We start from the raw sequence: 17,766 nt of genomic DNA, 5'->3' as shown, positions 1-17,766 counted from the left end.
AAAATGTACGGCGCCTGGTGCGCTTATTACTCCTTTACTTTGAATGGCTGCGGGTGTTTGGCGGCTTTTTCAGCGGTTGGCCGCATAAAAAGATTTAGCCGTTGACACTGTTAAGCGGGTTTCATATTATGCGACCCGTTCCCACGGAACCCTATCTAACAGGGGGCTGTAAGAGACGGGGCTATAGCTCAGCTGGGAGAGCGCTTGCATGGCATGCAAGAGGTCAGCGGTTCGATCCCGCTTAGCTCCACCAAACCTTGACGGTTTGGTTTTCAATATGACGAACATTCCACATATGTGGGGCTATAGCTCAGCTGGGAGAGCGCTTGCATGGCATGCAAGAGGTCAGCGGTTCGATCCCGCTTAGCTCCACCAAATCAGAATCCTTGTTCTACACTCCCTGAATTATCATTTCCGAACGCTATCTGTAAACTTACATTTAAAAAACACAATTTTACTGCCTCCTGTCACGAAGGCAGACAGTTTTTTATTACACTACGCGGTTTCAGATAGACGTGGTGTCCAATCAATCGGAGTTAAACCTTGTTTTTCGATAAACTGATTAGCTTGAGAAAAATGTTTACATCCAAAAAATCCACGATGTGCTGATAACGGGGAGGGGTGTGGAGCCTTCAATATATGGTGCCGCTGACCGTCAATAATGCTGCCTTTTTTCTGCGCATGGGAACCCCATAGTAAAAAGACAATGCCTTCCCGGTTTTCATTCAATGCCGCAATTACACGGTCGGTAAAGGTTTCCCAACCCAAATTGGCGTGTGAATGCGCGTGTCCTGCTTCAACCGTCAACACGGTATTGAGCAGTAAGACGCCTTGTTCAGCCCAACTTTGCAGAAAGCCATGATGGGGGATCTCAAACCCTGGGATGTCAGTGGCCAACTCTTTATAGATATTCACCAGCGACGGTGGCGCCGGAATACCGGGCCGAACGGAAAAGGATAATCCATGTGCCTGGTTGGGGCCGTGATACGGGTCCTGACCCAGAATGACAACTTTAACCTGATGCAGTTCGGTAAACCGGAATGCGTTAAACACATCTTTCTGTGGGGGATAAATGGTCTTTCCGGCTGCGCGTTCTTTGCCAACAAATTCAAGCGTATTAATAAAATAAGGTTGCCTTTTTTCTTGCGCCAGTACGTCATGCCAGGTTAGGGAAGTCGTCATCATGCACTCTCTGTCCATAGGGTGAATTTGCTGCCAATAGCTTACCGTTCAATTGTGCAGAGGTAAAATCGGAAAGATAGAAGAGAGACATAGCTATCGGTTGTTTTTGAAAAAAAATTTAAAATTTACAAAAATATTTTTAGCACAGATGATTGTTAAATTTGATATAAAACAATAAATTATATTAATCGCTTGATATCTGCTGGCTTTTGGGTTGATTTAAATCAAAGATTGCCCATCCTTGTACTGGTATATAAAGAATCAGATTCAGTTGATTTTATTCAAATGTTAAATACTAACGGCAGTATGTTACTGATACCGATTTTCAATTAAGATATTACACGCCGTTTTACGGAGGCAATAATGGTTACTGGTATTCAAATCACCAAGGCAAACAACAGCGCTCTGATCAATTCATTTTGGTTGCTGGACGAAGAAAAATCCCAGGCACGTTGTGTTTGTGCAAAATCCGTTTATAACGAAGATCAGATTGTTCCAGTAAGCGATCTGGGCCAGATCGAATATCGTGAAGTACCGCTGGAAATTAAACCGGAAGTACGCGTTGAAGGTGGACAACACCTGAATGTCAACGTTCTGCGTCGTGAAACGCTGGAAGATGCGGTTAAGCATCCTGAAAAATATCCACAGTTGACTATCCGTGTTTCCGGCTATGCTGTGCGTTTTAACTCTTTGACGCCAGAACAACAACGCGATGTCATAACGCGTACTTTTACCGAAAGTCTGTAAGTCTCTATTTCGTTTTACTCAAGAAAATTCAAAGGGAGCCAGAAAAGGCTCCCTTTTACGTTAGCGCATTCTTAACAAACGTGCGTTATTCGTTAGTTGATTCATCCGCTTTTTTCGCTGGCTGGCGGCGCTTACCGATGTTTTTACTATCGCGGTGGCGCACTTTCACCCTTACTTTAGCTTTTTCCTTATCCTGCTCTTTTTTCTCTTTTCGTTTGGCCAACGCTTTCTTCGATGGTTTTCCGGTAGCTTTTGCATTGGGCGCTTTGGTTGCCGGCCGCAGCTCATCAACGATTCTGGGTTTCAGCGGTTCATTTAAATAACGGGAGATCTTGCCGAGCAGCAGATGGTCGTGTGCTTCGACGAAAGAGATTGCGCAACCTTTGCGTCCTGCGCGACCAGTTCGTCCGATGCGATGGAGATAGGTATCCGCCGTTCGCGGCAGGTCAAAGTTAAATACATGGCTGACATCGTTGATGTCGATGCCGCGAGCGGCGACATCGGTGGCAACCAGCACGTTTACCCGGCCTTCGCTCAGGCGTTTGATTGCTTCATTGCGTTTGGCCTGCACCATTTCACCTTCGAGATAGCAGACGGTAATCCCTGCATCACGTAGCCAGGCTACCAGCTCATGAACGCGCTCGCGTTTGCGAACAAAAATAATCGAGCGCGTCACATCCGGTTGCTTCAACTGGTGGCAGAGCAGGGCGATTTTGTGTTTGATGTCGTCAGCACGGTAATACCATTGCAGAATTTTTTTGCGTTCCCGGCGAGAGGGATCGGCCTCCACCTCGACAGGATCATTCAACAGACGCTCGGCAAAATCTTTAATCGTCTCGCCTTCCAGCGTCGCGGAAAACAACAACGTTTGCTTGCGCCAGCGGGTTTCACCGGCAATGTGTTCGATATCCTGGGCGAATCCCATGTCCAACATTCTGTCAGCTTCATCCAGAATCAGCGTTTCAACGGCGCGGCAGTCAAAATTTTCTTCTTTTATGTACTGTAGCAGGCGGCCCGTTGTCGCAACGACCAAATCCTGATTTTCGCTGAAGACTTCCGCGTGGTTCATGTACGCCACTCCGCCGGTAATCGTCGCAATATCCAAACGAGTATGCGCTGCCATTGCGCGTGCCTGGTCAGCGACCTGCATGGCGAGTTCACGGGTTGGCGTCAGGATCAAAATACGAGGCGGCCCGGATTTTTTTCGAGGAAAATCTAAAAGATGCTGTAAAACCGGTAGCAGATACGCTGCGGTTTTACCGGTGCCTGTCGGGGCGGAGCCCAGCACATCACGACCGTCCATTGCGGGTGGTATGGCTGCCAGTTGGATGGCTGTCGGGCGTTCATAACCCATATCACGCAGTGCGTCTAACAGGCTGTCATCAAGATCAAGCTCGGAAAAATTTGTTGCAGTCATGGTCTACCTCTGTTTGGGGCGCTGATTATAGACGCATTAGCTGGGTTCTTCACCTGTTTAAACAGACAACGGCGCTTTTACTGTATTGAGGATTAACTTATGCTACGGCGGTTTTAGTCGGGAACCGTCCATAATGAGTTATTGTTCTGATAATAAACCGACATTGCGTCGAGATGGATTTACCTTCAAGCAATTTTTTGTGGCGCACGACCGCTGTGCCATGAAAGTCGGTACTGATGGCATTTTGCTGGGAGCCTGGGCGCCGGTATCTGGCGTGCAACGCATACTGGATATCGGTTGCGGTTCGGGATTGATTGCGCTGATGCTGGCGCAGCGCACGGGTAGCGATGTTCATATCGATGCCGTTGAGCGGGAGACGTCGGCAGCTCGGCAAGCTTTGGAGAATATCGTGGCGTCCCCGTGGGCCGATCGTATGTGCGTTTATGCTGACGACATTGTGAATTTCGCCGCCGCCAGTGAGAACGCCTATTCGCTGATTGTCAGTAATCCGCCTTATTTCCCGCCGGGCGTCGCCTGTGCAGGCGAGCCGCGTACTCAGGCCCGTTATACCACGTCACTGACGCATGAAGTCCTGCTCGACTGTGCTCGGCGGCTGATTGCCGCAGACGGGATATTTTGTGTGGTGCTGCCGGTTCAGATTGCGGAAGGTTTCGCGCCGTTGGCGCAGCAGTATGGTTGGTTTGTTCGCCAACGTATTGCGGTGAGTGAATTCAATGCGCGGCCCGCACATCGCGTATTACTGGCATTATCCCTCCAGCCCGGAGATTGCCTGGTACAACCGCTGGCGATCCGCGATACTGACAATCGCTATTCTGCCGATTTTCGGTATCTGACAAAAAACTTTTATTTGTTTATGTAGACGTCTGTCGGCGTCTACATAAATGAGGTGGTGTTAGGGCATCAGAATGGTGGGCTGTGGCGCATCGAACTGTTCTGGGTAATCCAGCGTATAGTGCAGCCCGCGGCTTTCTTTTCTTTCCAGCGCGCAGCGTATAATCAACTCGGCAACCTGAACCAAATTACGTAACTCCAGCAGGTTATTGGAAATGCGAAAATGGGCGTAATACTCATCAATTTCCTGTTGCAGCATGATGACGCGCCGCCGTGCCCGTTCTAGTCGTTTAGTGGTTCGGACGATACCGACATAATCCCACATGAACAGACGTAACTCATGCCAGTTGTGCTGAATCACAACCTGTTCGTCCGAGTTATCGACCTGGCTTTCATCCCATTCGGGCAGTTTTTTGATGGGTTTTATCTGCGGCAGACGTTGCAGAATGTCTTCTGCCGCCGACCAGCCATACACCAGACACTCTAATAGTGAGTTTGATGCCATGCGGTTGGCGCCATGCAGACCGGTATAGCTGACCTCGCCAATCGCATATAATCCGTCAAGATCGGTACGCCCATGCTGGTCGACCATAACGCCACCGCAGGTATAGTGTGCAGCAGGAACGATAGGAATCGGCTCCTGGGTCAAATCGATGCCCAGCGATAACAGCTTTTCATAGATGGTTGGAAAGTGTTGTTTGATGAATTCCGCCGGCTTATGACTGATATCCAGATACATGCAGTCTGCACCGAGGCGTTTCATCTCATGGTCGATTGCTCTGGCAACCACATCACGCGGGGCCAGTTCACCTCTGGCGTCGAAGTCCGGCATGAAGCGACTGCCGTCAGGACGCTTCAAGCGAGCACCTTCGCCACGTAACGCTTCCGTCAGCAGAAAGTTACGCGCCTGCGGATGGAATAAACAGGTCGGGTGGAACTGGTTGAATTCGAGGTTTGCCACCCGGCAGCCAGCACGCCAGGCCATAGCAATACCGTCGCCGGATGAAATATCCGGGTTGGTGGTGTACTGATAGACTTTGGAGGCGCCTCCGGTAGCCAGAACCACGGTTTTCGCCCGGCAGGATTCCACGATTTCCCGTTCGCGGTTCCAGATATAAGCCCCGACAATACGCCGCGTACCGGGCAGCCCCAGTTTATTGGAGGTGATCAAGTCAACGGCGTTACAGCGCTCCATGATGCGGATATTCGGATGCGCCAGTACCTTGCCGACCAGTGTATTTTCAACTTCTTTCCCCGTTGCATCGGCGGCATGCAGGATCCTGCGGTGGCTATGTCCACCTTCACGTGTAAGATGATAACGTTCTTCACCGCTGGTATTGGTTTCGGTATCGAACAGTACGCCTTGTTCGATTAGCCACTGTACACAGTGTTTGGCATTACCGGCGATGAATTCGACGGTTTCACGTTCGCACAAACCATCGCCCGCGATTAGCGTGTCTTCAATATGCGAGTCGATACTGTCGGTTTCATCGAAAACAGCCGCAATTCCGCCCTGAGCATAAAACGTCGAGCCTTCATTAAGCGGACCTTTGCTGAGAACGGTAACGTTTGCCTCAGAGGAAAGGCGAAGGGCAAGGGAAAGCCCGGCAGCGCCGCTGCCGATGATTAATACATCACAGGAGTGTTCTACGGTCGGTTGCATGTTCAGGTGCCATTGATGCAAGAAAGAAGAGGAGATTTGATGGTATCACCCAATGATTTATTCATGTATTGATTTTTCAACCCTGTAAAGATGTATAAATACCGGGCGTCAGGATGGCGGGAGCCGTGCTAATGCATGGAATTTATCGTATGATCGTTTTTTATATTTTTCTGATAAATACAAAAAATGGATGGTGCCGGTTTCTGCATTCGAAGGTGATAAAGAGATCGTCACCGAAGAAAAAATGATTACAGGGAACTTTATGCCGGGTGTTGGCTCTAAGCTAAGCTTGCTCAGGTATAACTTAAATATGGCTGGCAGTACTATTTTACGCGTGGAGAACGGTTTGAGGAGATATTACCTCGGATGAGTGAGCAGCTGGCAGATCAGGTTCTGGTCGAGCGAGTCCAGAAAGGCGACCAAAAATCGTTTAATTTGCTGGTCGTTCGTTACCAGCATAAGGTAGCGAGTCTGGTGTCGCGTTATGTGCCCCAAGGGGATGTGCCTGACGTGGTGCAGGAATCGTTCATCAAAGCATATCGCGCGTTGGAATCATTTCGTGGCGATAGTGCGTTTTATACGTGGCTGTATCGTATTGCCGTCAATACTGCGAAAAACTATCTGGTAGCTCAGGGGCGGCGTCCCCCTCCCAGCGACATTGATGCCAATGATGCTGAAAACTATGAAAATGCGGGCGCTTTAAAAGAAATTTCGAACCCTGAGAATTTAATGTTGTCAGAGGAGTTGAGAAGTATCGTTTTTCGTACTATTGAGTCTTTACCGGAAGATTTGCGATTGGCGATTACGCTGCGCGAATTAGATGGATTGAGTTACGAAGAGATAGCCGTGATTATGGATTGTCCCGTCGGCACTGTTCGTTCTCGCATCTTCCGGGCACGGGAAGCAATTGATAATAAAGTACAACCGCTTATTCAGCGCTAGCGACTATTCGCATGATTAATGATGGATTTGACAAGGTAAGGGTATCGGTATGCAGAAAGAGAAGCTTTCCGCTTTAATGGATGGTGAGGCAGTCGATTCTGAACTGCTGAATGTCTTGTCACGTGATGACAAGCTACAGCAAAGTTGGCAAAGTTATCATCTAATCCGCGATACGCTGCGTGGTGATATTGATGAAAAAGTAGTTCATCTGGATATCGCCTCCTGTGTTGCCGCTGCAATTGAAAAAGAACCGGTTCGCCTGTTCCCGCAGGCGCAGCCCGAATCCCAGCCACACCCTGCTTTTTGGCCTCAGATGGCGTTTTGGCACAAAGTTCGTCCCTGGGCGAATCAGTTGACTCAGGTTGGCGTTGCCGCCTGTGTGTCGCTGGCCGTGATTGTCGGCGTTCAAAGTTATAATAGTTCGAGTGTTTCCGAAGGAACAAGCGAGTCTGCCTTGTTCCGCACATTGCCCGCGTTGGGAACCGCCTCTCCGGTCAGCCTGGGCGCTCCGTCAGACAGCGTGTCCGCCCCTAACGGACAGCAAAAGCCCGACGCGCAGCGTAACCGGCTCAATGCTATTTTGCAGGACTATGAATTACAGCGCCGGTTACATGCAGAACAGGTTCAGCAGCATGACGATCAGCAAGCCGCCATTCAGGTCCCTGGAACTCAATCATTAGGAACTCAGCCTCGGTAATGAAGCGTGTCTTGTTTGCCGCCTGTGTGCTGATTGGCAGTTTGTTCTATTCCACCATCGCCCCGGCTCAGACTCAAACTGAGTCCGGGGCGTTGTTGCAACAGATGAACAGCGCCAGTCGCTCATTAAATTACGAACTCTCTTTTATTAACATCACCCAGCAAGGATTCGAGTCGGTCAGATACCGTCACGCCAGACTGAATAATCGTTCTTTGGCGCAGCTTGTTCTGATGGATGGGCCAAGGCGTGAAATCGTACAGCGTGGTAATGAAATCAGCTATTTTGATTCCGGACTTGAGCCCTTCACGCTGGTGGGGGATCACATTGTTGACTCGTTGCCGGCCTTGGTTTATGCAGATTTCAAAAAGCTGGCCATGTTTTACGATTTCGTTCCTGCGGACGGACGGGTACGTATCGCCGATCGTCTGGCTGTGGGTATTCGGATCATCTCCAGGGATGCGACGCGATATAGCTATGCCGTCTGGATTGACGCCCAGTCCAAATTGCCTTTGCGGATTGATCTACAGGATCGAAATGGCGAGCGTCTGGAGCAATTTTTGGCGACTTCGCTGATCATCAACGATGAGATCGTAGAAGCCTTGCGGCCTTTGGATAAGGTTGACTTGCCCCCTTCATTACCCGCTCCAACGCCGGAAAATGACAATTTCGCCTGGAGTGCGGAGTGGCTGCCTGTAGGGATGAAAGAAATTTCGCATAGTCGCAGAATACTGCCGGGGAGCAATCTTCCCATTGAGATGCGTTTATACAGTGACGGTTTGTTCAGTTTTTCGATTAATGTCAGCCCTGTTCCTGAAGTACGCCCCGAACAGGCAATACGTAACGGAAGACGCTCAATATATACGGAAATCCGTAATAATAACGAGATCACGGTGGTCGGAGAGATACCCCCCGACACGGCTAAACGTATTGCAGACAATATTATCCAGAAGGCGCAGTAATGATTAAAGAGTGGGCGACGGTTGTATCATGGCAGGATGGCATGGCTGTCCTGCGTTGTGACCAGAGTTCAGGATGTGGAAGCTGTAAATCCCGGTCTACCTGTGGCACGGGGTTGCTGAATCAGCTTGGTGCGTCTGCCGAACATCTCCTGACGGTGCCTTGCGCGCAACCGCTTGAGTCAGGGCAGCGAATTGAATTGGGCATTGCCGAAGCCAGTTTGTTGCGTTCCGCAGTGATGGTTTATTTTTTGCCTTTGCTGGGGCTGCTTATCGGTTCGGCGTTGTTTCAGATGTTTTTGGGCAGTGAGTTGTCTGCTATTATCGGGGCATTTATCGGCGGAGCGCTGGTTTTTGTATTGGTAAAACATTGGGCTAAGCGGGCAGGCAAAAATAATTATTATGAACCTGTTATCCTGCAAATTGCGTTACCCGGCGAGTTCCTGCAAATCAAATCGCTTCCCCAATCGTAGCGCCTTATTTATGACTTATGACTTTGTTGACTCGTCTTGATTATCTCTAAGGTTCTCACCAATTATCATCCGTTTATTTTCTTCTTTTGCCTTGCTCCTCCGCCATAGTGAATAAAACCGCCATAATCAATGGCAATGCACTGGACATGACTAGGTTTTCGCTCTTCTGACATGTAGAATGCTGCGATTCGGGTGGAGTAACATCGCGGAAGTTTTCACCCAGTGCGCATGCCCACCGGCAAGAATTTCAGAAATATCAAGGTAGAAAAATTTTTATAATGAAGCACATACGAAATTTCTCCATTATTGCCCATATCGACCACGGTAAGTCGACATTATCCGACCGTATTATCCAGATTTGCGGCGGTTTAAGCGAACGCGAAATGGCTGCGCAGGTTCTGGACTCCATGGAGTTGGAACGCGAACGCGGTATTACGATCAAAGCACAAAGCGTGACATTGGATTATAAAGCGCAAGATGGTCAAACCTATCAGTTAAATTTCATTGATACTCCCGGACACGTTGACTTCTCCTATGAAGTTTCTCGCTCACTGGCGGCCTGCGAGGGGGCGTTGCTGGTGGTTGATGCCGGTCAGGGGGTTGAAGCGCAGACGCTGGCGAACTGCTATACCGCGCTGGATATGGATCTGGAAGTGGTGCCGGTTCTGAACAAAATCGACCTGCCTGCCGCCGATCCGGATCGGGTTGCTCAGGAAATTGAAGACATTGTGGGTATTGATGCGACGGATGCGGTTCGCTGCTCAGCGAAAACGGGCGTCGGTGTGCCGGAAGTATTGGAACGTTTGGTACGTGATGTTCCGCCGCCTGAAGGCAGCGCAGAGGCGCCGCTACAGGCGCTGATTATTGACTCCTGGTTTGATAACTACCTGGGTGTTGTCTCGTTGGTCCGTATTAAAAATGGCACCATGCGTAAAGGAGACAAGATTAAGGTGATGAGCACAGGTCAAGTCTATAACGCCGATCGTTTAGGGATTTTTACGCCTAAGCGCGTTGATCGCGATGTGCTGAACTGCGGTGAAGTGGGCTGGTTAGTCTGCGCCATCAAAGATATTCTCGGCGCGCCGGTTGGCGATACCCTGACGCTGGCTCGTCAGTCTGCGGAGAAAGCGCTGCCGGGCTTTAAGAAAGTGAAACCCCAGGTTTATGCGGGCCTCTTCCCAATCAGCTCCGATGATTATGAAGCCTTCCGTGACGCGTTGGGTAAACTGAGTCTGAACGATGCTTCCCTGTTTTATGAACCGGAAAGCTCTACAGCACTGGGTTTTGGTTTCCGTTGTGGCTTCCTCGGTCTGTTGCACATGGAGATCATTCAGGAGCGTCTGGAGCGCGAATATGATCTCGATCTGATCACCACGGCACCGACGGTTGTCTATGAAGTAGAAACAACCGCCGGTGAAACGGTTCATGTGGATAGTCCTTCCAAACTGCCGCCGCTGAATAATATTCAGGAACTGCGCGAACCTATTGCTGAGTGTCATATGTTGATGCCGCAGGAATTTCTGGGCAACGTCATTACACTGTGCATCGAAAAACGTGGTGTACAGACAAACATGGTTTATCACGGCAATCAGGTGGCGCTGACGTATGAAATTCCGATGGCGGAAGTGGTTCTCGACTTCTTTGACCGCTTGAAATCAACATCCCGCGGCTATGCCTCGCTGGATTACAGCTTCAAGCGTTTCCAGGCTTCTGACATGGTACGCGTAGACGTGTTGATTAACGGCGAACGCGTTGATGCGCTGGCGCTGATTACGCACCGGGACAATTCTCAGTACCGTGGCCGTGATCTGGTGGAAAAAATGAAAGATCTCATTCCGCGTCAACAGTTTGATATTGCGATCCAGGCGGCCATCGGCAATCACATTATTGCTCGCTCTACGGTTAAGCAACTGCGTAAGAACGTATTGGCGAAATGCTATGGCGGTGATGTCAGCCGTAAGAAGAAACTGTTACAGAAACAGAAAGAAGGTAAGAAGCGTATGAAACAGGTGGGTAATGTTGAGTTACCGCAGGAAGCATTCCTGGCCATTTTGCACGTCGGTAAAGACAACAAATAAATCCTGAGGAGTTGGAATGGCCAATATGTTTGCCGTGATTTTGGCATTGGTGACGCTTGTTACGGGTATCGTCTGGTGTTTGGAACGCTTTATGTGGGCGCCTGCACGTCGGAAAAAATTAGTGGTATCGGATGAGCAGGCTGCGCTGTCAAAATCAGCAGCACAACCTGGATGGATTGAAACGGTCGCATCGATATTTCCGGTCGTTGCGTTGGTGTTAGTGGTGCGTTCATTCATTTATGAACCCTTTCAAATACCGTCTGGCTCAATGATGCCAACGTTGCTGATTGGTGATTTTATACTGGTAGAGAAATTTGCATACGGTATTAAAGAGCCTTTTACTCAGCAAACATTAGTTGAAACCGGCCATCCGAAACGTGGTGATGTGGTGGTATTTAAATACCCGTCCGATCCAAAGGTTGATTTTATCAAGCGTGTGGTTGGCCTACCGGGCGACCGCGTCAGTTATAACCCGATGAGCAAGCAGGTGACCATTTACCCTGCCTGCGATGGTTCGCAACGTTGCGATAAAGCGCTGACCGTGACCTACGACAATGTGCGGCCCAGTGACTTTGTTCAGACGTTTGATCAGCCTAACCTGGAATCGCGAAGCGGTTTTTATCAGATTCCGCAGAGTGAAAATAATGCCGACGGTGTCCGTATGGGCGTTCGTAAGGAATCTCTGGGCAACCTGACGCATAACATTCTGGTCGTTCCGGGCGTGCAGGACCAATTGGGCGGGTATTATCAGCAACTCCGGCAGCCGCTTGCGACCTGGGTTGTGCCAGCAGGCCATTATTTTATGATGGGAGATAACCGCGATAATAGTCTTGATAGCCGTTATTGGGGGTTTGTTCCAGAAAGAAATCTTGTCGGTAAAGCAACGGCGATCTGGATGAGCTTTGAAAAACAGGAAGGTGAATGGCCTACCGGCGTTCGATTGAGCCGTATTGGTGGTATTCATTAATCAAAGCGATAAACACGCAGCATTATTATGTTGTCCGTTGTAGAATATTTACCGAAACACTATTTTTGAAACATTAACGCAGGCTCCCGGCCGGGGGCCAATGCAAACGAAACAGTTTTGACTGAAAACTAGCAATACAGTGCTGTTCCGTATGCTGCTGTTTTTGACGCTCGTTGATCTATTGGTAACACATGAACCCCATCTTGATAAATCGTCTACAAAGAAAGCTCGGCTATACTTTCCAGCAGCATGAGCTTTTGTTACAAGCTCTGACACATCGCAGTGCCAGCAGCAAGCACAACGAAAGACTCGAGTTCCTGGGTGATTCCATTCTCAGCTTCGTTATCGCAAATGCGTTGTATCATCGTTTCCCCAAAGTTGACGAGGGAGACATGAGCCGGATGCGTGCGACGCTGGTGCGCGGCAATACGTTGGCGGAAATTGCGCGTGAATTTGAATTAGGCGAGTGTTTGCGCCTTGGCCCAGGTGAATTAAAGAGCGGGGGTTTCCGCCGGGAATCCATTCTCGCCGATACGGTAGAAGCGTTGATTGGCGGTATTTTTCTCGACAGCGACATCCAGACTATCGAGCGTTTGATCCTTAATTGGTATCAAAGCCGACTTGATGAGATTAGTCCTGGTGACAAGCAAAAAGATCCCAAAACGCGGTTGCAGGAGTTTTTGCAAGGGCGTCACTTACCGCTGCCAACCTATCTGGTGGTCCAGGTTCGTGGTGAAGCGCACGATCAGGAATTTACTATCCACTGTCAGGTCAGTGGTTTTAGTGAATCGGTAGTCGGTACGGGGTCGAGCCGCCGGAAGGCTGAGCAGGCTGCGGCAGAACAAGCGTTAAAAAAACTGGAGCTTGAATGAGCGAAGAACAGACATACTGCGGTTTTATCGCGATTGTTGGTCGGCCCAACGTTGGTAAATCAACCTTATTGAATCAACTGCTGGGTCAGAAGATTTCGATTACGTCGCGTAAACCCCAAACAACACGTCATCGTATAATGGGCATTCATACCGAAGGCCCCTATCAGGCTATCTATGTGGATACCCCGGGTTTGCACATTGAAGAGAAACGAGCGATTAACCGTCTGATGAACCGGGCGGCCAGCAGTTCGATTGGCGATGTTGAGCTGATCATTTTCGTGGTGGAAGGTACGCACTGGAATGCCGATGACGAGATGGTATTGAACAAGCTCAGAGATCAGAAGCATCCTGTTTTGCTGGCAATTAACAAAGTGGATAACGTTACGGATAAAACCAAGCTGTTACCGCATATTCAGTTTATCAGCCAGCAAATGAGTTTTCTGGATGTGGTGCCGATTTCCGCGGAAAAAGGAACGAATGTCGATACGATTGCCAGCATTGTGCGTAAGCACCTGCGGCAGGCCGATCACCATTTCCCGGAAGACTATATCACCGATCGTTCACAGCGTTTCATGGCGTCAGAGATCATTCGTGAAAAACTGATGCGTTTTCTCGGCGAAGAACTGCCTTATTCCGTAACGGTTGAGATTGAGCGTTTTGCGACCAATGAACGCGGTGGCTATGACATCAATGGCCTGATCCTGGTTGAGCGGGAAGGCCAAAAGAAAATGGTCATCGGAAACAAAGGCGCCAAGATTAAAACGATCGGCATTGAAGCTCGCCATGATATGGAGCAAATGTTTGAGACTAAAGTTCATCTCGAACTTTGGGTAAAAGTAAAATCAGGTTGGGCGGATGACGAACGCGCCCTGAGAAGCCTGGGTTACAGCGAAGATTTGTAAGGCCCTTGCCGATGGAAGGCTGGCAACGCGCATTTGTCTTGCATGGGCGACCTTATAGCGAAACCAGTTTATTGCTGGATTTGTTTAGTGAAAGCGATGGCCGGGTCCGGGTACTGGCAAAAGGCGCTCGTGCGCGACGCTCCAGTTTGAAAGGGTGTTTGCAGCCTTTTACGCCTTTACTGGTGCGCTGGAGCGGCAGGGGAGAAGTGAAAACCCTGCGTAATGCAGAACCGGTGTCGTTGGCGCTTCCTATTTCCGGCGTCATGCTTTATAGCGGTTTATATGTGAATGAACTGCTGGCGCGTGTGTTGGAACACGAAACCAATTATTCCGCCCTCTTTTTTGATTATCTTCAATGTTTGCAACAGCTTGCTGTTCAGAATGCGTCACCTGAGCCTGCGTTGCGCCGTTTTGAACTGGCGCTGTTGGAGTATCTTGGCTACGGCGTAGACTTCCTGCACTGCGCGGGAAGTGGAGAACCGGTATCCGACACCATGACGTACCGGTATCGTGAGGAGAAAGGATTCATCGCCAGCCTAATTATTGATAACAATAGTTTTACCGGTTATGAACTGCGTGCGCTGGCATCACGTGAATTTCCTGATACGGTGTCGTTGCGGGCGGCAAAACGTTTTACCCGCATTGCATTAAAGCCCTATCTTGGCGGTAAGCCGCTGAAAAGCCGCGAGCTTTTCCGTCAGTTCGTCCCTGCATCAAGGGGAGCCAAACCGTCTTCTTCCGAGAAATAATACCGCTCCCCATGTACCCAGAAACCTGCACATCGGTGTAAACTGCGGGGCATTACGCGTTTGTTCTTTTGAGGATTTATCATGGCTGAATTATTGCTAGGCGTTAACATCGATCATATCGCCACCCTGCGTAATGCCCGTGGAACGGCCTATCCTGATCCGGTTCAGGCCGCGTTTATGTCTGAACAGGCGGGGGCGGATGGCATTACCGTACACTTGCGTGAAGATCGACGTCATATTACCGATCGTGATGTACGTATTTTGCGGGAAACGATCCAAACCCGCATGAATCTGGAAATGGCCGTGACGGAAGAAATGCTGAGGATTGCCTGTGAACTGCACCCCCAGTTTTGCTGCCTAGTGCCGGAAAAGCGTCAGGAGGTCACCACTGAGGGGGGGCTGGATGTTGCCGGGCAGCAGGGGAAAATCAATGACGCTGTCGCCAGATTGACTCAGGCGGGTATTTTAGTTTCCCTGTTTATCGATGCTGATGAACGTCAGATCGATGCTGCTGTCACCAGTGGTGCGCCTTATATCGAAATACACACTGGTGCGTACGCGGAGGCATTCAGCGACAGTGAACGTCGGTATGAATTTGAGCGTATTCGTCATGCGGCAACCTATGCTGCGGGAAGAGGGCTGAAAGTGAATGCCGGTCACGGGTTAACATATCACAATGTCCAGCCGATCGCGGCTTTACCGGAAATGCATGAATTGAATATTGGCCACGCCATTATTGGCCGTGCGGTGATGAGTGGACTCAGTGAAGCCGTTGCAGAGATGAAACGACTGATGAAGGAAGCCCGTCGTTAATGCCGATTCTTGGATTGGGCACCGATATTGTCGAAGTCGTTCGTATTCAAGCTGTGATTGAACGCAGCGGTGAGCGTCTGGCACGCCGTATCCTGACGGATGCGGAGTGGTTGCAATATCAGCAACATCAGCAACCGGCGCGTTTTCTCGCTAAACGTTTTGCAGCTAAAGAAGCGGCGGCGAAAGCGCTTGGTACGGGAATCCGCAATGGTTTGGCGTTTTCTCAGTTTGAAGTATTCAATGACGAACTGGGCAAACCCTGTCTGCGTTTTCTCGCCAACGCAGCGAAGCTTGCGGATCGCCTGGGGGTGATATATGTGCACCTAACCCTGGCGGATGAGCGTCGCTACGCTTGTGCCACGGTTATTATTGAAAGCTAGCGTTTACAGTCTGTCTGCATGGTGCATTATGACGAATTTTTCCCATAGTTGCTCATTACCTTCCAGATGTGCAGGATCTTTGATGATGGTGTTATCAATTGGACAGACTTTCTGACAGGTCGGTGTGTCATAATGCCCAACGCACTCGGTGCATCGGTCTGCATTAATTTCATAGATATCCATACCCATCGAGATGGCCTGATTGGGACATTCCGGTTCACACATGTCGCAGTTGATACATTTATGGGTGATGAGTAGTGCCATGATAGTCTTCTGTCTTCAAACGGGGCGCAGATTATACCTTTTGGAAACCGTTTAAACACGCGTAACCGTTACTCATGGATAAATAGATGGTTAAGTTACAGGGTAAAATAACCATCTGTTCGTTACATTGGTTTTCTTTTTCTTCATTAGACTGTTTAGATCAGCTAGGGAAACGGTGATTCTCAAGTTGTAATCTGCTGATTTATAAATTGATTAGTTTTGATTGTAATATCAATATTCTTATTTCATGAGGTTGTCCGTATTGATTTGATTGGTATCACCGATAAAGTTTGTGTCGGGAAAGCCGATAACGGTATATATCCGTATGATGTGTTTTTTATAACTTACAGTGTCATTCTAATGGCGGAACGCATAGTGCAGCAGGACGGTAACCTCAATTATTTTGAGCCATTGTTTTCCCATCAAGTAAATGTCGAATCATTAAGCGTTGATTATTGGCATCAATGCCAACGGCGGTATACTTTTCAGCCAATTTACCGAACATCAGGTAAATTGATGGCTATTGAGTTGCTAACCTCCGTCTCCTCTCTTACCTCACCTCAGAAGTTTATTTCGCCGGAAAAATACTTTGCTAATATTAACGTCGATGCACGTTTGCAGATTATTGTAGAACAACTACAGTTATTGTCACATTGGCATTTACGTTTTATCCGCGAAGGTCTGCTTGCGTCTGTGAATATTGATGGTATGACGCTGTTGGCGTTACAGAAAAGCCATGAGGCAAAGCAGCTGATCTCTTCCATGCCCTGGATTCGTTTTGAAATGGTGGAAAATCAGGGGGGATTACCAAAAGAAACCCTGACCATCCTTCCAGAGACTCAAATGCTCTGGCTGGATGATTTTGGTTGTGGCATGGCGAATTTTTCATCATTGATGCTGGCGCAATATGACTGTATTAAAGTGGCGCGAGAGCTGTTTATTTTACTACAACAAAGTGAGGAAGGGCGTTCTGTTTTCCCAACGTTAATCTCGCTGCTTACTCGTTTTTGTAACCATGTCGTGATCGAAGGAATCGAGACTAAAGAAGAATGGGCGATTGTCAAAGCTTCCCATGCGGATGCGGCACAGGGTTACTATCTTTCCCGTCCTCAACCATTTGATAACTTTGAGGCGCTAAAATTGGAACTTTGAGGTTCAATCGATCATGCTGCGCGATTGACATACCGTTTTAATGTAACCAATTTCTCCCTTGAATTTCGCCTTGTTTTTTATCAGATACAATTTTCTTTCATAATGTTTTCTCGTCATAAAAAGCATATTCTGCGAAATACGTGAGGTTTGCGGAGAAAAGCTAATGAATTTATCTATTAACATAGTATTTTATTCTTATGAGTTTATTAATTATAGTTCTTTATGTTTATACATAGAAGAATGATAATTTTTACGACTTTTTTAATGATGCTTTGCCATTCTCGTGGCATAGACGGTTGAATGATATTGATGTTTATTTTAAATTTATGATTTTTAATGATAAAAAATAACAGCCTTCGCTGATAACGATCGAAAACCATTTTGTGATAGATTTTGTTGATTAAAAGAATGATACTTATTGGTATAATTGATTTGCTTACAAAAAATTGATGTTCAAAATATATCACCATGAATCCGGTGAAATATTTTCCTATTCCATTAACAAAACTTATAACACGAACAATTATTAATACTAAATCAATACATTTTTAAGCTTATTATTCTTATTTGCGCACAGTCACATGCGGGGGCATTATGCTGACGTTCTTATGTATCTGAATACTCCAGCAATATGGAGCATTTTTCTTTCATCCTTCCCGC

At 48.3% G+C, this 17,766-nt stretch carries 18 protein-coding genes and 2 tRNA genes; 16 read left to right on the top strand and 4 right to left on the bottom strand.

The features are described from left to right. The first annotated feature begins 177 nt into the window (after positions 1-177). Both EH207_RS13100 and EH207_RS13095 read left to right on the top strand, forming a co-directional pair. Positions 178-253: transfer RNA gene (locus tag EH207_RS13100), tRNA-Ala, on the top strand. A 46-nt stretch (positions 254-299) separates the two neighbouring features. Continuing rightward, positions 300-375 (top strand) — tRNA-Ala (locus tag EH207_RS13095). Between the two features lie 120 nt (positions 376-495). Here the strand turns inward: EH207_RS13095 and ung are convergent. After that, positions 496-1,182, bottom strand: a complete 687-nt coding sequence (ung, locus tag EH207_RS13090) for a uracil-DNA glycosylase (RefSeq protein ID WP_137715350.1) — start codon at positions 1,180-1,182, stop codon at positions 496-498. A gap of 363 nt (positions 1,183-1,545) precedes the next feature. Between ung and grcA the strand changes: the two genes are divergently transcribed. After that, on the top strand, positions 1,546-1,929 hold the full coding sequence (grcA, locus tag EH207_RS13085; protein ID WP_137714389.1) for an autonomous glycyl radical cofactor GrcA: 384 nt from the start codon (positions 1,546-1,548) through the stop codon (positions 1,927-1,929). 85 nt (positions 1,930-2,014) lie between these two features. Here grcA and srmB read toward each other — a convergent pair whose 3' ends face one another. Further along, on the bottom strand, positions 2,015-3,346 hold the full coding sequence (gene srmB / locus EH207_RS13080; RefSeq protein ID WP_137714388.1) for an ATP-dependent RNA helicase SrmB: 1,332 nt from the start codon (positions 3,344-3,346) through the stop codon (positions 2,015-2,017). 133 nt (positions 3,347-3,479) lie between these two features. On the opposite strand from srmB, the gene trmN reads away from it, so the two are divergent. Next, entirely contained in the window at positions 3,480-4,226 is a 747-nt protein-coding gene (gene trmN, locus EH207_RS13075; protein ID WP_137714387.1) for a tRNA(1)(Val) (adenine(37)-N(6))-methyltransferase TrmN, read from the top strand. Between the two features lie 33 nt (positions 4,227-4,259). Here the strand turns inward: trmN and nadB are convergent, their stop codons facing one another. Beyond that, a complete protein-coding gene (gene nadB / locus EH207_RS13070) occupies positions 4,260-5,861 on the bottom strand; it encodes an L-aspartate oxidase (RefSeq protein WP_137714386.1) in 1,602 nt (533 codons plus the stop codon). Positions 5,862-6,227: 366 nt separating this feature from the next. Here nadB and rpoE point away from each other — a divergent pair, with 366 nt between their 5' ends. From rpoE to acpS, 11 genes are all read left to right on the top strand, one after another. After that, complete coding sequence (gene rpoE / locus EH207_RS13065; protein ID WP_137714385.1) at positions 6,228-6,803, top strand: RNA polymerase sigma factor RpoE; 576 nt, start codon at positions 6,228-6,230, stop codon at positions 6,801-6,803. Positions 6,804-6,852: 49 nt separating this feature from the next. Continuing rightward, positions 6,853-7,500: an anti-sigma-E factor RseA gene (gene rseA / locus EH207_RS13060; RefSeq protein WP_137714384.1), complete on the top strand. Its 648-nt coding sequence runs from the start codon at positions 6,853-6,855 to the stop codon at positions 7,498-7,500. Then, on the top strand, positions 7,500-8,459 hold the full coding sequence (rseB, locus tag EH207_RS13055; protein WP_137714383.1) for a sigma-E factor regulatory protein RseB: 960 nt from the start codon (positions 7,500-7,502) through the stop codon (positions 8,457-8,459). The genes rseA and rseB overlap by 1 nt, the downstream gene beginning before the upstream one ends. Continuing rightward, the gene (rseC, locus tag EH207_RS13050; protein ID WP_137714382.1) at positions 8,459-8,929 is read left to right on the top strand and encodes a SoxR-reducing system protein RseC; all 471 of its coding nucleotides are present in this window, start codon (positions 8,459-8,461) and stop codon (positions 8,927-8,929) included. Before rseB ends, rseC begins: the two co-directional genes overlap by 1 nt. Positions 8,930-9,207: 278 nt before the next feature. Continuing rightward, complete coding sequence (lepA, locus tag EH207_RS13045) at positions 9,208-11,007, top strand: translation elongation factor 4 (RefSeq protein WP_137714381.1); 1,800 nt, start codon at positions 9,208-9,210, stop codon at positions 11,005-11,007. A gap of 16 nt (positions 11,008-11,023) precedes the next feature. Then, a complete protein-coding gene (lepB, locus tag EH207_RS13040; RefSeq protein WP_137714380.1) occupies positions 11,024-11,974 on the top strand; it encodes a signal peptidase I in 951 nt (316 codons plus the stop codon). A gap of 191 nt (positions 11,975-12,165) precedes the next feature. Beyond that, a complete protein-coding gene (rnc, locus tag EH207_RS13035; protein WP_137714379.1) occupies positions 12,166-12,846 on the top strand; it encodes a ribonuclease III in 681 nt (226 codons plus the stop codon). Beyond that, a complete protein-coding gene (gene era, locus EH207_RS13030; protein ID WP_137714378.1) occupies positions 12,843-13,748 on the top strand; it encodes a GTPase Era in 906 nt (301 codons plus the stop codon). Before rnc ends, era begins: the two co-directional genes overlap by 4 nt. An 11-nt stretch (positions 13,749-13,759) precedes the next feature. Next, complete coding sequence (gene recO / locus EH207_RS13025; protein WP_137714377.1) at positions 13,760-14,497, top strand: DNA repair protein RecO; 738 nt, start codon at positions 13,760-13,762, stop codon at positions 14,495-14,497. A gap of 81 nt (positions 14,498-14,578) precedes the next feature. Next, entirely contained in the window at positions 14,579-15,310 is a 732-nt protein-coding gene (gene pdxJ / locus EH207_RS13020) for a pyridoxine 5'-phosphate synthase (protein WP_137714376.1), read from the top strand. Further along, the gene (gene acpS, locus EH207_RS13015; RefSeq protein WP_137714375.1) at positions 15,310-15,690 is read left to right on the top strand and encodes a holo-ACP synthase; all 381 of its coding nucleotides are present in this window, start codon (positions 15,310-15,312) and stop codon (positions 15,688-15,690) included. The genes pdxJ and acpS overlap by 1 nt, the downstream gene beginning before the upstream one ends. Before the next feature lie 3 nt (positions 15,691-15,693). Here the strand turns inward: acpS and EH207_RS13010 are convergent, their stop codons facing one another. Beyond that, entirely contained in the window at positions 15,694-15,954 is a 261-nt protein-coding gene (locus EH207_RS13010; protein ID WP_137714374.1) for a YfhL family 4Fe-4S dicluster ferredoxin, read from the bottom strand. Between the two features lie 360 nt (positions 15,955-16,314). Between EH207_RS13010 and pdeH the strand changes: the two genes are divergently transcribed. Continuing rightward, positions 16,315-17,106: a cyclic-guanylate-specific phosphodiesterase gene (gene pdeH / locus EH207_RS13005; RefSeq protein WP_137715349.1), complete on the top strand. Its 792-nt coding sequence runs from the start codon at positions 16,315-16,317 to the stop codon at positions 17,104-17,106. The last annotated feature ends 660 nt before the right edge of the window (positions 17,107-17,766 follow it).

The sequence above is a fragment of the Brenneria rubrifaciens genome, from assembly GCF_005484945.1.
Taxonomy (GTDB): Bacteria; Pseudomonadota; Gammaproteobacteria; order Enterobacterales; family Enterobacteriaceae; genus Brenneria; species Brenneria rubrifaciens.
This window is presented reverse-complemented; position numbering and strand designations above follow the sequence as displayed.

Excerpts from the sequence above, each read along its gene's own strand:
- ung (WP_137715350.1), bottom strand. The coding sequence starts at position 1,182 with ATGACGACTTCCCTAACCTGGCATGACGTACTGGCGCAAGAAAAAAGG.
- grcA (WP_137714389.1), top strand. The coding sequence starts at position 1,546 with ATGGTTACTGGTATTCAAATCACCAAGGCAAACAACAGCGCTCTGATC.
- srmB (WP_137714388.1), bottom strand. The coding sequence starts at position 3,346 with ATGACTGCAACAAATTTTTCCGAGCTTGATCTTGATGACAGCCTGTTA.
- trmN (WP_137714387.1), top strand. The coding sequence starts at position 3,480 with ATGAGTTATTGTTCTGATAATAAACCGACATTGCGTCGAGATGGATTT.
- nadB (WP_137714386.1), bottom strand. The coding sequence starts at position 5,861 with ATGCAACCGACCGTAGAACACTCCTGTGATGTATTAATCATCGGCAGC.
- rpoE (WP_137714385.1), top strand. The coding sequence starts at position 6,228 with ATGAGTGAGCAGCTGGCAGATCAGGTTCTGGTCGAGCGAGTCCAGAAA.
- rseA (WP_137714384.1), top strand. The coding sequence starts at position 6,853 with ATGCAGAAAGAGAAGCTTTCCGCTTTAATGGATGGTGAGGCAGTCGAT.
- rseB (WP_137714383.1), top strand. The coding sequence starts at position 7,500 with ATGAAGCGTGTCTTGTTTGCCGCCTGTGTGCTGATTGGCAGTTTGTTC.
- rseC (WP_137714382.1), top strand. The coding sequence starts at position 8,459 with ATGATTAAAGAGTGGGCGACGGTTGTATCATGGCAGGATGGCATGGCT.
- lepA (WP_137714381.1), top strand. The coding sequence starts at position 9,208 with ATGAAGCACATACGAAATTTCTCCATTATTGCCCATATCGACCACGGT.
- lepB (WP_137714380.1), top strand. The coding sequence starts at position 11,024 with ATGGCCAATATGTTTGCCGTGATTTTGGCATTGGTGACGCTTGTTACG.
- rnc (WP_137714379.1), top strand. The coding sequence starts at position 12,166 with ATGAACCCCATCTTGATAAATCGTCTACAAAGAAAGCTCGGCTATACT.
- era (WP_137714378.1), top strand. The coding sequence starts at position 12,843 with ATGAGCGAAGAACAGACATACTGCGGTTTTATCGCGATTGTTGGTCGG.
- recO (WP_137714377.1), top strand. The coding sequence starts at position 13,760 with ATGGAAGGCTGGCAACGCGCATTTGTCTTGCATGGGCGACCTTATAGC.
- pdxJ (WP_137714376.1), top strand. The coding sequence starts at position 14,579 with ATGGCTGAATTATTGCTAGGCGTTAACATCGATCATATCGCCACCCTG.
- acpS (WP_137714375.1), top strand. The coding sequence starts at position 15,310 with ATGCCGATTCTTGGATTGGGCACCGATATTGTCGAAGTCGTTCGTATT.
- EH207_RS13010 (WP_137714374.1), bottom strand. The coding sequence starts at position 15,954 with ATGGCACTACTCATCACCCATAAATGTATCAACTGCGACATGTGTGAA.
- pdeH (WP_137715349.1), top strand. The coding sequence starts at position 16,315 with ATGGCGGAACGCATAGTGCAGCAGGACGGTAACCTCAATTATTTTGAG.